General features: G+C 36.2%; 10 protein-coding genes. 2 read left to right on the top strand and 8 right to left on the bottom strand.

The annotated features are described in order from the left end of the window. From ABY905_RS07390 to mdh, 8 genes are all read right to left on the bottom strand, one after another. Positions 1–662, bottom strand: a 662-nt coding sequence (locus tag ABY905_RS07390) for a TIGR02757 family protein (protein ID WP_372642102.1), incomplete at its 3' end; no start/stop codon positions are given. Positions 663–673: 11 nt separating this feature from the next. Beyond that, the gene (locus ABY905_RS07385) at positions 674–1,330 is read right to left on the bottom strand and encodes an ABC transporter ATP-binding protein (protein ID WP_372642100.1); all 657 of its coding nucleotides are present in this window, start codon (positions 1,328–1,330) and stop codon (positions 674–676) included. Between the two features lie 29 nt (positions 1,331–1,359). Continuing rightward, positions 1,360–2,286, bottom strand: coding sequence for a calcium/sodium antiporter (locus tag ABY905_RS07380; RefSeq protein WP_372642098.1), 927 nt, complete (start codon positions 2,284–2,286; stop codon positions 1,360–1,362). A gap of 112 nt (positions 2,287–2,398) precedes the next feature. Then, positions 2,399–2,617, bottom strand: coding sequence for a twin-arginine translocase TatA/TatE family subunit (gene tatA, locus ABY905_RS07375; protein ID WP_372642096.1), 219 nt, complete (start codon positions 2,615–2,617; stop codon positions 2,399–2,401). Positions 2,618–2,788: 171 nt separating this feature from the next. After that, positions 2,789–5,755, bottom strand: a complete 2,967-nt coding sequence (secDF, locus tag ABY905_RS07370; RefSeq protein WP_372642094.1) for a protein translocase subunit SecDF — start codon at positions 5,753–5,755, stop codon at positions 2,789–2,791. A gap of 135 nt (positions 5,756–5,890) precedes the next feature. Next, positions 5,891–6,331, bottom strand: coding sequence for a retropepsin-like aspartic protease (locus tag ABY905_RS07365; protein ID WP_372642092.1), 441 nt, complete (start codon positions 6,329–6,331; stop codon positions 5,891–5,893). A 200-nt stretch (positions 6,332–6,531) separates the two neighbouring features. Next, entirely contained in the window at positions 6,532–9,228 is a 2,697-nt protein-coding gene (locus tag ABY905_RS07360; RefSeq protein ID WP_372642090.1) for an outer membrane beta-barrel protein, read from the bottom strand. A gap of 203 nt (positions 9,229–9,431) precedes the next feature. Next, positions 9,432–10,367: a malate dehydrogenase gene (gene mdh, locus ABY905_RS07355; protein WP_372642088.1), complete on the bottom strand. Its 936-nt coding sequence runs from the start codon at positions 10,365–10,367 to the stop codon at positions 9,432–9,434. A gap of 753 nt (positions 10,368–11,120) precedes the next feature. On the opposite strand from mdh, the gene ABY905_RS07350 reads away from it, so the two are divergent. After that, positions 11,121–13,742, top strand: coding sequence for a valine--tRNA ligase (locus ABY905_RS07350; RefSeq protein WP_372642086.1), 2,622 nt, complete (start codon positions 11,121–11,123; stop codon positions 13,740–13,742). Between the two features lie 300 nt (positions 13,743–14,042). Further along, a partial coding sequence (locus ABY905_RS07345) for an HU family DNA-binding protein (protein ID WP_372642084.1) occupies positions 14,043–14,314 on the top strand: 272 nt, incomplete at its 3' end.

The raw sequence follows: 14,314 nt of genomic DNA, 5'->3' as shown, positions 1-14,314 counted from the left end.
TCTTGTTTACGGTTTAATAATCCCAGTTTACGACCCACACGCCCTGTATGAACATCGAGTGGTAAATAAAGACTAGCAGGAGACATCTTCTGCCATATGCCAAAATCTACACTTCGTTTATCATTTCGAACCATCCAGCGTAGAAACATATTCAGACGTTTGGCTGACGACTTTTTCGAGACATTGGAAACATGCTTTTCTGTGCGTAAAGGATGATTAATCGAGAAAAAGACCTCTCTGAAATGTGCTAAAGCATCTTTCGCATCGCCACCTTCTCTTGTAGGTTTGGAAAAAACAGTTTCCAATCCACCATGATTCTTATAGATATTCTGAAGGGCTTGTATAAAGAAAATGGCATCTTCACCATTGAACGTTCGATGTTTGAAACCTGCGAAAATATCAAGATCGGATGGCTCAGCATTCATGATAAAATCATGAGGTGCTTCATCCATCCATTGCATAAGTTTCTTGGCATTTCTGATGATGGTGGGACGTTGTCCCCAAGCAATAGTTGCAGCAAGAAAAGCTGCTATTTCAATATCCTCTTTCTTGGAAAAAGCTTTGGGAATTTGAATCGGGTCGGTATCAATGAAAGTCTCTCTATTGTAGAGATCGTATTTCTCATCGAGAAAAGACTTGAGTTCAGAACTGGAAAGTTTCACTTTGCGGAAGTTTAGTTAGCCTCAATCATGCCATCGGTCATCACAATTTTGCGATCGGCCATATGTTCCATCTCCAAGTCGTGAGTTACGATAACAAAGGTTTGGTTAAGTTTGTTTCTCAAGTCTACAATTATATCGTGTAATTCCTGACGTGTAACTGAATCTAAGTTACCTGATGGTTCATCGGCAAATACAACCATAGGATCGTTGACTAAAGCTCTTGCAATAGCCACTCTTTGCTTTTCGCCTCCCGATAATTCGGATGGTTTATGATCCAAGCGATGATCCAAACCTAGCATACTTAAAAGTTCTTTAGCTTTTGCTGTCGCCTCAGCTCTTGATTTTTTTGCAATAAAAGCAGGAATGCAAACATTTTCTAGTGCAGTAAATTCTGGTAAGAGGTGATGGAATTGAAAAACAAATCCGATATTCTTATTTCGGAATGCCGAAAGATCTTTTTCATTCAAGCTCGAAATATCGACACCATCAAAAAAAAGTTGTCCTGAATCGGGTCGATCTAAAGTTCCTAGAATTTGAAGTAAGGTTGTTTTACCAGCTCCACTAGCTCCAACTACAATAACAATTTCTCCTTTTTCAACATTAAAGTCTAAACCTTTTAGGACATGAACCTGTCCAAAACTTTTCTTTAATTGTTTTGCTGTAATCATAGAAGTGGGCTATTTGAAGCTCTGTTTTTTTATTTGTTGAAGATAAAAAAGACGTAAGCAGAATAAACTAAAATAAGAACAAAGCCTTTCCAACGGTGAAGCTTTGCTTTTTTTAATGGTAACATTAACAAAAATAAGAGAAAAGAAATAGCGAGCATCCAAATCAGATCAAAATTAAGAGCATCATTGCTAACAAAAATATTTTTAACAATAGATGTAACACCTAAAACGCCGAATATGTTGAAAATGTTTGATCCGATTATATTACCAACAGAGATGTCCATTTCCTTTTTCAAAGCTGCAATTGCGGAGGTCGCCAGCTCAGGGACTGAAGTTCCAAAAGCAACAAGAGTTAGGCCAATAACACGTTCACTGACGCCATATCCTACGGCAATATTCTTTGCAGCACCTACCAAAAGATCGGCTCCAAAATAAAGGCCAATTGAGGCTAAAACAATTAAACCAACTGCTTTTAGAATGGAATGGTTAGGTTTTTTGAATACTTCATCTTTATTACCTCGCGATTTCATAACTGTGAAAACCATAAAGCCAATTAGCAAGATTAGAAAGCAAATGCCTTCCCAGGTTTCGATCAGATTATTTTGAGCAAAGGCAAAGAATAGGAGTGAGGCTCCCATCATAACAGGCCAGTCGTATTTGAGAGAGTTGCTTTTTACGGGCAGTGGTAGTAGAATCGCTGTGAATCCAAGCACTAAGGCAATATTGGATACATTCGATCCCACAATATTACCTATGGCAATATCAGGACTACCAGATAGTGCTGCTCCTAAACTCACAAATAATTCTGGAGCTGATGTTCCGAAAGAGATAACGGTTACTCCGACTACTAGTGTTGATATTTTGAAATGGGAAGATAGTGCGACACCTCCTTTTACCAGTAAATCACCACTCGATAAAAGTATGACAAAGCCTATAATGAGATATAGATAATCCATATGAAATGAAAGATTGCTAAGTATATATAAAAATAGGCAGAAGAATAAAATATCTCTGCCTTGTCTTTATCAGTTATGAGGAATAAGCCTTATTGTAGAATAAACTAAAGGCTCAAAGCTTTTTGCTTAAATCGTCTTTAAAATCCTTGAGGTTGTTTACGATATCAGACTCATCTTTGATTTCTCTCTTAATATCGTCGGTTGCTTTCTTGAATTCCTGCATTCCTTTTCCTAGCCCTTTTGCCAGTTCAGGAATCTTTTTTGCACCAAAAAGCATGACTACTACGAGAAGAACAATAATGATTTCAGGTCCACTTATAAATAATAACATGATGTTTCAATTTAAGATTTGTTCAAAGATACCAAAAGTGATTGATTCTTGTATAGCCATTAACTAATTAAGAATGGGTGACTCGCAATATTAATCTATTCTGAAATCATTTGAATAAAAAATGCCCCGAGGAAATCCTCGGGGCATAAAATATATCAAGAATGATAAGTCTTATTTCTTTTTAGCAATTACTTTTTGAATACTTAGTTTCGTATCATAAGCAATAGGCGTTGCAATAAATAGTGAAGAGTATGTACCTACTACAACACCGACAATTAGTGCAAATGTAAAGCCTTGTATTGATGTTCCACCGAAGAAGAAGATCGCTAACAATACAACTAAAGTAGAAAGAGAAGTACTAAATGTACGACGCAATGTACTATTTAATGCACTGTTGATAACCTCTTCCGGATCGCGCTTAGGATGTAATCCCAGGTACTCACGAATACGGTCAAATACAACCACGGTATCATTAATCGAATAACCTACTACCGTTAGAATCGCTGCAATAAAGGCTTGGTCAATCTCTAATGAGAATGGCATGATGCTGTAGGTTGCAGAGAAGATACCCAATACAATAATTGTATCGTGAGCAAGTGCTGCAACAGCACCTAAACCATACTGCCAGTTAGAGAAACGAATCATGATGTATAGGAAGATCACGATCAATGCAAATAAAATAGACCAAACTGCTGACTGACGAATATCATCGGCAATAGTAGGACCTACTTTTTGTGACATCTTTCGGTTATTCTCAAGGAATGATTCCATAGTCGTTCCAGCTGGAAGATATTTTTTCAAACCTTCGAATAGCAAAGCTTCTACTTCATCATCAATTTCAACACCGTCTTCGTCAATCTTGTACTTAGTCGAAATCTTAACCTGGCTATCACCACCAAATGTTTTCACCTCAGGAGCATGTCCATAAACAACATCAAGAGATTTAGCAATTTCTCCAACAACGACTGGCTGATCGAAAGCTACAACGTAAGTTCTACCTCCGGTAAAGTCGATACCTTGATTTAATCCACGAGTGGATAAAGATGTAATTGAAGCTATGATAGCTAAAGCAGAAATGATATAGAATACTTTTCTTTTCTGGATAAATGTAATTGCAGTATTACGCAACCAGTTATCAGTAAGTTTTGTAGTGAAAGTAATATTTTTCTTACGCTCAAGACGTCCTTCGAAGAATAAACGAGTAATGAAAATCGCTGCAAATAATGAAGAGATAATACCGATTACAAGAGTCGTAGCGAAACCTTTAATTGGACCTTCACCAAAAATGTAAAGAATAATACCCGTTAAAAGAGTCGTTAAGTTACCATCGATAATCGCTGAGTAAGCATTTTTGTAACCATCAGAGATCGCTAAACCTAAACCTTTACCAGATTTTATTTCTTCCTGAATACGCTCAAAAATAAGTACGTTCGCATCGACCGACATACCAATTGTTAAGACAATACCCGCAATACCAGGCAGAGTTAACACAGCACCCAGTGAGGCTAATACCCCGAAGATGAAGAATAAGTTGGTAATCAAAGCAACGTTAGCTGTAAGACCAGCACCTTTGCTATAGAAGAAGAACATATAAAGTAAGATCAAAGAGAAGGCGATAATGAATGACCACATCCCTCTTTGAACTGACTCTTGTCCCAATGATGGTCCAACAACTTCGTCAGCAATAATATGTGCAGGAGCAGGAAGCTTACCTGACTTAAGAATATTTGCAAGGTCTTTCGCTTCAGCAATAGTGAAATTACCACTAATAGAAGAAGAACCACCTTTAATTTCTGATTGTACAGTTGGAGCTGAGTAAACATAGCCGTCAAGAACAATAGCAATTGATCTCTTTAGGTTATCCTTAGTCAAACGTGCCCAAACTTTTGCACCTTCACCGTTCATGCTCATCGATACCTCAGCGCTTGCCGTTTGCTGATCGATTTCTTCACGAGCCGAAGTTACAACGTCACCATCAAGTGGAGCCTTGCCATCGCGACTAGTTACTTTAATTGCATAAAGTTCAAATACATTTCCACCATCGTCGATAGCCTTAACACCCCAGAATAATTTCAAATCACGAGGGATAACCGATTTAACGACTGGCATTTCGAAAATACGATTAACGCGAGCAGTATCTTTAATGTGTGAGTAACCCACAACAGCTAAAGAAGAACCACCTCTACCTTGGTTAGGATTAAGAACTGAGAATAAAGGGTATTTCTTAGCTAGATCTTTAGCATTGCTTAATGAATCTTGTGACTCACCTTCAATTTTATCTAAAAGAGCAACCTCTTCGTCCGCCTTTACTTCTTTCTTAACTTCAGGAGTCGCTTCAATTACTTCGCTAAGAGCATTAATTTCAGCTAACTTCGTGTTAACTGCATTTAAAGCACCACCAATTTCGCTATAAGTATAAGTTTCCCAAAATTCAAGACTTGCAGTTCCTTGTAGCAGTTTACGAACACGAGCTGCATCCTTAATGCCTGGAAGTTCGATGATAATACGACCTGATACATCAGCTTTCTGAATGTTAGGCTGTGCCACACCGAAACGGTCGATACGAGAACGAAGAATATTGAACGTATTGTCAATCGCAGCTTCAGTTTCTTTTTTAAGTACTTTAAGAACTTCGTCGTTCGAAGCACCAAAAGCGATCTTATCTTTTAACTCAAGAGTTCCGAAAATATCTGGAGAAGATAACTGAGCGCTAGGGTTGATTTCGCTAAATGCTTTTCCGAAAAGCGTTACGAAGTCACTCTGAGAGTCAGCTTGCATCTGCTTAGCTTTTGCTATAGCTGCAACGAAAGTTTCGTCTTTGCTATTGTTAGCCATTGCCTTGATGATGTCAACAACAGAAACCTCCATTGTAACGTTCATCCCACCCTTAAGGTCAAGCCCTAAGTTCATCTCAAGCTCTTTACACTCTTTGTAAGTATAATCTCTTAGTCCTAAGAAACTATATACTTTTTCTCCTCGAATTGAATCCAGATAAGTTTGCTCTTTCTTGATATCGCCTGCGCCAAACAGTCGAGCATCTTTCTCAACGGTTTTTACTTGGTAGGTAAACATCAATTGATAGATACTCACTAGGGCAAATACAATAGCGAGAAGTCTAATCGCTCCTTTATTTCGCATGTGTTTAGGTTTAATAAATTCTTATTATGTGATATTTTTTATTCTTCAGTTCAAATTAACGCACAAATATATTATTTTTTTTTGAATTATTTTGAACTATATTTTCAGCCTCAGCCTCATTGTTTTAGCTCCTTTTTATGGGTTTTTGCTTAAAACGAGTTGCTTTTTTTGATAATCAATTACAGCTTGATGATTAAGTAAGAAATCGCTGCCCAATAATCCACAAATTTGTCGTTGGCAATGTTTCTCGTACATGTTATTGATATGATTCAAGTCGATGAGTACAACATTTAAAGTCTCCGATGTGAAATCACCAAAACTTAAACTCGTAATTTCAACTAAATCAGAATCGATATCCTCCCCACCTAAACCACAGGATTGTAAATCGTCTTTGTCCTGGTCTTTGTGTTGGTAGTTGAGTACGAAATTTCTATCGAAAACAGTTTTTGATGCACCCGTATCTATTACCATATCACCGGTTTGCTCCCCGTTTAGAGTGCATTTTACGATAAGATGAAAACTCTGAGTTTCAAGCTCAATGATTTCAATGGGAATACGGGTAGCTTGATGATTCATAGGGGATCTTTCCTTGATTTTATGAATTTTGAAAACCAAAGATAAGGAATGAGAGGGAAGAATAGGGTTATTTTGCTTTTTATTAAATGTATAATTGCTTCTTTGAAATTTATATGAATAAATTTAGAGAGTATCTGGACAGAATTCTCAGTTCATTCTATCATAATTATGGCATATATTCATATCATGTATATTCCTTCTTAGCCTTTATTTCCATTTCTAATTTTGTAAGTAAAGCTAAGCATGTAGAATTTATTCAATTTCTTTGAATAGCTGTCCGTCGTATACAAATCTCTTACTCGGTGTGTTCTTTCGCTTGTTTGATTTAAGATATCGTATGCGACAAATGAAATTTCACCTCTTTTATTTTTGAATACTTTGCTTGAAATACCGATATCAAGCAAGCAATTGTTTTCAATATCATTGGTGCTGATGTTGTTTTTATTTTCAAAGTTGATGTTGGTCTTAAGAATAAAGCTCTTAATGAAATTCCAATATAGACTTAAGCTATTGGTTTGAGAGAAATATTTTGAACTGGATGTTTTAAGGTTGGTATTCATTGAAACAGAATAATGAGTTCTACTGGAAATTGTAAAGTCAAGCTTTTCACTAATATTTGAGTTAAGCTTCAAGCCCTGATTCAAGTTCAAAGAATTTGAAAATGATTTTTTATCATTTACCAAAGTCGGGTTGTGCATGTAATTTACCGATGCATTGATGTTCAGTTTTGATTTTAGTTTCGTGACAGGGATGCCATATGTGATTCTACCGCTAATATTGTATTGTCCATTAAGGTTTGTGGCCTGTGAGAACTGGCCTCCTTTAGGGAGTTTATAGCTCCCATTGATAAGGGTGTCATTTTCAGCGACTATAGTTCTCCGGCTTATGGAATTGTTTGTTTTGTTGATACTCATATTCAAGGATGTGAAACGTCCCGTTTCCATATTCGATGATGTGTAAAATAGCATTATGTTATGGTTTTGAGTCTGCTTTAAATCTGTATTACCCATCGAAATAAAAAGTGGGTTTGAGACATTTACGATTTCCTGTAGTTGTTGTCCGCTGGGGTTCGATGTACCCATTCTGTAATAAATATTAAGCATCGAATTTTCATTCAGATTGTAAGAGAAACTTGCAGAGGGTAAAACGGTGAAGTAACTTTTCTCCAGATCTTGTGTATTCGGAAATGATTCATCGTTTTTAAGATTGCTGTATTCAAAATCACTTCCTAACATGAAACTTAGTTTATCATTGCGAAAGTTGTACGAGATTCGAGAGGTGTTATTTGTCGTTGAATTTTTAAATTGGTTTGATGTTAGAGTATCAAGCTTTGAATAAGTCTTAGAATCTGTGTCGAAATTGTAACTCGATTTTTTTGATTTTTCTCTATTAATTGAATAGTTGTAGCCCAATGATAAACGACTATGATCACCTAATTTTTCATTGAAGGACAGGCCAGATCTAAAATTGTCGGAATTTGTTTTTTGATTTGATATTTGATCGATGTTTTGATTGCCTTGATCAGTTTGTCCTTTGATCAGAGATTTCTGATCAGCATTGGTTGTGTTATTATCCCTATTATACGAGGCTTGCACTGATATTGTACGTCCTTCTTTATTCAAATTTCTGGAGAACATGAAATCCTGATTAAAGCCATTTGACTGTTTCTGTGATGCTGTTTTATTGTTATTCGAATTGATAAACTCATCTGATTTGCGAGTTTCAGAAAATGAGGTGTTTTCCGATTTCGAATCAGATGTTGATAGATTTGAACTCAGCATGATTTGATTTTTTTGGTTGCTTTTGATATCCCAATCAATGCTTATATTGTGGTTTGCCCGATCGTTATCTGAAACATTTTTCTTAGATAACATCTGGCCTTCACGTGGATAAGACGTATAGGTACTTAAACTGATGCTTTCATTTTTTTCATCGTTTTCGGAGTAACGATAATTTGCTGATACCTCGCTTTCTTTTTCACCCTTGTTATTAAAGTTCAAACCTAGGTTGTTTTGTTGTAATTCATTACCGCTAATCGATCTTCTAAATGCTCTTTTGCGACTTAGGTGAAGAGGTGCGTTTACATTTTTTGAGTTTCCAACAAGTGTAAATCTAGTATTTTCAGAAAACTGGTTGACTTTGGCTTTTAGAGCATACTTTTCATCTTTACCTATACCAGCCGCGATGCTACCGAATCGCATGTTCTTACTTTTTTGCTTGGTAATAATGTTTATCGTTTTGCTTTTCACCTTATCCTCAAAACCTGAAAATTTTGCTTTATCACTTTGGTATTCATAAACTTCAATCGTCTTAATAATATCACTAGGCAGTGTCTCCAAGGCCTGATAGACATCTTTCCCAAAAAACCTTTTCCCATCAACTAAAACTTCTTTAACTGTTTGGCCTTGCGCTGTTAATTTACCATCAAGACTATAAAATCCAGGCATTTTTGCAATTAATTCTTCTGCTGTAGCATCTGGGTTTACTTTAAAGGCATTTGGATTGAATAGGGTGGTATCTCCTTTTTGTTTTGTTGGTGGAAGTGTTTCAATTATATTAATTTCTCCCAACATTTTTTTGTTTTCAATTAAATTGAACTGTCCAACGTTTATTGTTTTTTTATCGAGACTGATAGTTTTCTGTATGGTCTTGTAACCTATAAATGAAATAGAAAGCTGATATTCTCCTGGTTTGATTTTCATAAGGAAATCACCCTTGTCATCGGTAATGGTTCCTCGTTTGTCGAGTGAATCTTTTTGATTAGTGATAACAATGCTGGCTCCAGGCACAGTGTTCAGAGTGTTCGAATCAAATACACAACCTTTAACAATGCTGTTTTTTTGAGCAGTGCTGATGATTGAGATTAGAGAAAAAAGAAGGATAATTATATAGCGCATCATATGTTTTGGGAAATGAGCTGCTAATATAGATATATCGAATGTTTAATAAATTAGGTGGTAGGGTTAATACTTGTTAAATATAACTTGTATGCGTTTAATTGTCTGAATATGGGTTTTGTAGACTAATGAATGAGATGTGAAAAAAAATAAAGGCCTGACACGAATGTCAAGCCTTTTCATATTTTGTAGTAAAATAACTTTTAGATAATATTCATTTCATCTAAAACTTTCATTACAGATTTTACTGCAGTAGCAGAACCTTCAAGAAGCGCTTTTTCGTCTTTGTTCAATTTTACTTCAATAATTTTTTCGATACCATTTTTACCTAGTACTACGGGTACACCTAAGTAAATATCTTTCATGCCGTATTCTCCGTTAAGAAGAGCACAAACTGGGAAGATTCTCTTTTGGTCACGAACAATAGCCTCTACCATTTGAGCTGCAGCAGCACCCGGAGCATACCAAGCAGAAGTACCCATAAGGTTTACTAACTCACCGCCGCCTTTTTTAGTTCTATCGATAATTGCTTCCAATTTATCAGCATCGATTAACTCAGTTACAGGAATACCAGCAACAGTTGTATAACGTGGAAGTGGAACCATAGTATCACCATGACCACCCATTAATAAAGCTTGGATATCCTTAGGAGAAACATTCAATTCCTCAGCAAGGAAAGCACGGTAACGAGCAGTATCAAGAACACCAGCCATACCAAATACTTTATTCGATGCTTTTTTAGCAGTTAAGAAAGCTGCATAAGTCATCACGTCAAGTGGATTTGATACAATAATAATAATAGCATCAGGAGAATGCTTTACTACGTTCTCAGTTACAGATTTTACGATACCAGCATTGATCGAAATTAAGTCATCACGACTCATACCTGGTTTACGTGGAAGACCTGATGTAATAACGACAACTTCTGAACCTGCAGTAGCAGTATAATCATTAGTCACACCTTTTACACGAGTATCATAATAGTTGATTGGAGCAGTTTGCCACATATCAAGAGCTTTACCTTCGGCAACGCCTTCTTTAATATCCAATAAAATGACTTCGTTTGCTAATTCTTTTTGAGCGATGCAATTTGCACAAGTAGCGCCAACATTACCCGCGCCTACAACAGTTATTTTCATATGCGTAATTTTTTATATTGTCGTTAAACTGGTTCATTCTGTTTTGCTTTTAAAACTTAAAGCAGAATTTCAAATAAATTTAGCTAAAACGACAAAGTATATAAGAACTAATAATTTGATGTTTCTTATTGGAGAAATATTTCTCTATTCGAAGACAAATATATTCAGATTGGTATAAAATAAATGCCTTATTTACCTGCTCTTCAACAGTAATACTTAAATATATGAAAATACTTTATCATTTGTGTAGTTACAGATGCTTTTATCTTAAACCCGAAAACGTTTGCGTTCATAAAATAGATGTAATTATTGTAAATGCTGTTGTTTAGAGCGTTTTATGAAAGGAATATTAAAATCGAGATATTTGAGGTGAATCGAAATTTAAATTAAGGATATTATTATGGATTTACTTATCTCTATCTTGAATTTAGTTATCGATTGTGAAAAGTTATGTGTTATATATGTAGGCCTTATTCCATTTCCCTTTTTTCAATTATAATCTTAATAATTCTTTATTTATTTGATTGTGAAAATGCCTCAAGTCTATTTTGTACTGCCATTATTTAAAATCTCGAACTTAAGTCGGGTTTTTAACTCAGAATTTCTTAATTTCGTGCCAAATTTTTTGCAAACAATTTTTATCTAAATAAGAGTTGCTTAGATTGAAAGACAGTTAATTAGATTTAAGTTTTCTAAAACTTATTATTTTGAATTTAGCTGTTTAGGAATTAAGGACTCAAAAATTAATAAATAATGGAAATCCCAACAAAGTACAATCCTGCAGAATCGGAGGACAAGTGGTATAAGTATTGGATGGATAAAGGATTCTTCCACTCTGTACCAGACGAGAGAGAGCCGTATACAATCGTGATACCGCCACCAAACGTCACCGGTGTGTTACATATGGGGCATATGCTGAACAATACCATTCAAGATGTGTTGGTCCGTAGAGCTAGACTACAGGGGAAAAATGCTTGTTGGGTACCTGGAACCGATCACGCATCTATTGCGACAGAAGCAAAAGTTGTGAATAAACTTAAGCAGGAAGGTATTTCAAAAGCAGATATCACTCGCGATGAGTTTATGGCTCATGCCTGGGAGTGGAAAGAGAAGCATGGTGGTATCATTTTGGAACAGTTGAAAAAACTGGGTGCATCTTGTGATTGGGATCGTACGGCTTTTACTATGGACGAAGGTCTTTACGAATCAGTAATCGATACTTTTATTGATCTGTATAAGAAAGATAAAATCTATCGTGGAGTTCGTATGGTAAACTGGGATCCATCAGCACAAACAGCTGTTTCTGATGAAGAGGTAATCCACAAAGAATTACAATCGAAACTTTACTATTTAAGATATCAGGTTGAATGTAGCGATGAATATATTACGATTGCAACCACTCGTCCTGAAACGATTCTAGGTGATACAGCAGTTTGTATTAATCCAAACGACGAACGTTTTGCTCATTTAAGAGGTAAGCGTTGTATCGTTCCTTTGGTTAATCGTTCTATTCCTATTATAGAGGATGAATATGTAGATGTTGAATTCGGTACAGGTGCATTAAAGATTACACCGGCTCACGATATTCATGACTACGAAATTGGTGATCGTCATAACTTGGAATCTATTGATATTTTTAACGATAATGGTACCATGAGTGAAGCAGCACAGCTTTACGTTGGGAAAGATCGTTTTGACGTTCGTGACTTGATTCTTCCTGATTTGGAGAAAGCTGGTAACTTGGTTAAGATTGAAGACTATGTGAATAAAGTAGGATTCTCTGAGCGTACCGATGCAGTTATCGAGCCTAAGTTGAGTATGCAGTGGTTCCTTAGCATGAAGGAATTGGCTGAGCCAGCTTTGGAGCATGTCATGAATGATGATATTCAGTTACACCCTGCTAAGTTCAAGAACACCTACCGTCATTGGATGGAGAATGTTAAGGACTGGTGTATTTCTCGCCAGTTATGGTGGGGACAGCGTATTCCGGTTTATTACTTACCAGAAGGTGGTTATGTAGTTGCCAAAACAATTGAAGAAGCTCTTGTTGAAGCAACAGCTAAAACAGGAAAAACATATCAGGCTGAAGACTTGCGTCAGGATGAGGATGTATTGGATACATGGTTCTCGTCTTGGTTATGGCCTCTTTCAGTTTTCGACGGTATTCGTAATCCGGAGAATGAAGAAATTAATTACTATTATCCTACTAATGATCTTGTGTCGGGACCAGATATTTTATTCTTCTGGATCGCTCGTATGGTTATTGCAGGTTATGAATATAAAGATGCTAAGCCATTTGAAAATGTTTATTTAACGGGTATTGTTCGCGATGAACAGGGGCGTAAGATGTCTAAATCATTAGGTAATTCGCCAGATCCATTAGATCTAATTGCTAAATATGGTGCTGATGGTGTTCGTGTGGGTATGCTGTTGTGTTCTCCTGCTGGAGGAGACTTGCTTTTCAACGAAAACTTGCCAGAACAAGGACGTAACTTTACAACTAAGATTTGGAATGCATTCCGTTTGGTAAAAGGTTGGGAAGTTGCCGATATTGAGCAACCAGAATATGCTCGTATTGCAACTGAGGTTTTCCATGCTCGTTTAAACAACACCATGGAGCAATTGGACGAGCAGTTCAAGCAATATCGTATCAGCGAAGCTTTAATGACTGTTTATACTTTATTCCGCGATGAATTTTCATCATGGTATTTAGAAATGGTGAAACCAGCTTATCAGCAGCCAATCGATAAGAAGACTTTCGATTCAACAGTCGCTCTTTTCGAGAAGTTAATGCAGTTGTTGCACCCATTCATGCCTTTCTTAACTGAGGAAATCTGGCAATTATTAGCTGATCGTTCTGAAGAGGAGAGTATCATGGTTTCAGTTATGCCTAAGCCAGATTCATATGATGCTGACTTGTTAGCAAAATTTGAGCAGGTAAAAGAGGTGATTGTAGCTGTTCGTAATATCCGTAAGCAGAAGAATATTGCTTTCAAGGAAGTTTTGGAGATGAACTACAAAGCAAAAGGAGACAATTACGATGCTTCTTTCGACTGTGTAGTGGCTAAAATGTGTAACCTAAAGGAAATTACAACTGCAAATGATGATATGGCTGGAGCCATGTCATTCATTGTAAATGCTATTGAATATTTTATTCCTCTTGGCGATTTAGTTGACGTTGAAGAAGAATTGAAGAAAATGGCCGAAGAGTTGAAATATACGAAAGGTTTCTTAATGTCAGTTCAGAAGAAAATGAGCAACGAGCGTTTTGTAAATAACGCACCTGCAAAAGTCATCGAGATTGAGAAGAAGAAAATGGCTGATGCCGAAGCTAAAATTAAAGTTTTAGAAGAGCGTATTGCCAGTATGAAGTAAGAAGAGATTAACTCTTAATATATAAATGCCGTTCCAATGATTTGGAGCGGCATTTTTGTTTATTAGTTCTATGCTTTGAGTGTTGAATCATTTCTTATGGCACATCTGACATTCTTCTCCTGTTAATAAGATTATTTTCTAAGTATAATATAAATGTTTAGTCTACATGAAACCAAACCATGATGTATATGAAAACCATTTTCGATGTACATTAAAAATAATTAACTTGTAGATGTAAATTAATGATTCTCATGAGGAAATAATCAACTTGTAGTTAGGAACAATTCAAATCATCGGTATATGGCAGTCTATTATAAACCTGTAAAGATTAAAACACCATTAAGTAAGGATGGTAAAAAGGAGAAATATTACCCTAGAGTAGCTAACCGAAGCAAGGAAGATTTAAGAGGTATTGCAGAGCGAATTTCGGACATGTCTACCTTCAGTGGATCGGATGTAGTTGGAGTTTTGGAGGCCTTTACACAATTAATTCCTCAGTTGTTGAAAGATAATACAAGTGTTGAATTGGGCGATTTAGGGACCTTTTCACTTCATATTTCAGCCGAAGGGGT

The organism is Ancylomarina sp., from assembly GCF_041555295.1.
Lineage (GTDB): Bacteria > Bacteroidota > Bacteroidia > Bacteroidales > Marinifilaceae > Ancylomarina.
This window is presented reverse-complemented; position numbering and strand designations above follow the sequence as displayed.

Coding starts and splice junctions, on each gene's coding strand:
- ABY905_RS07365 (WP_372642092.1), bottom strand. CDS start 6,331: ATGAATCATCAAGCTACCCGTATTCCCATTGAAATCATTGAGCTTGAA.
- tatA (WP_372642096.1), bottom strand. CDS start 2,617: ATGTTATTATTTATAAGTGGACCTGAAATCATTATTGTTCTTCTCGTA.
- ABY905_RS07380 (WP_372642098.1), bottom strand. CDS start 2,286: ATGGATTATCTATATCTCATTATAGGCTTTGTCATACTTTTATCGAGT.
- mdh (WP_372642088.1), bottom strand. CDS start 10,367: ATGAAAATAACTGTTGTAGGCGCGGGTAATGTTGGCGCTACTTGTGCA.
- ABY905_RS07360 (WP_372642090.1), bottom strand. CDS start 9,228: ATGCGCTATATAATTATCCTTCTTTTTTCTCTAATCTCAATCATCAGC.
- ABY905_RS07385 (WP_372642100.1), bottom strand. CDS start 1,330: ATGATTACAGCAAAACAATTAAAGAAAAGTTTTGGACAGGTTCATGTC.
- secDF (WP_372642094.1), bottom strand. CDS start 5,755: ATGCGAAATAAAGGAGCGATTAGACTTCTCGCTATTGTATTTGCCCTA.
- ABY905_RS07350 (WP_372642086.1), top strand. CDS start 11,121: ATGGAAATCCCAACAAAGTACAATCCTGCAGAATCGGAGGACAAGTGG.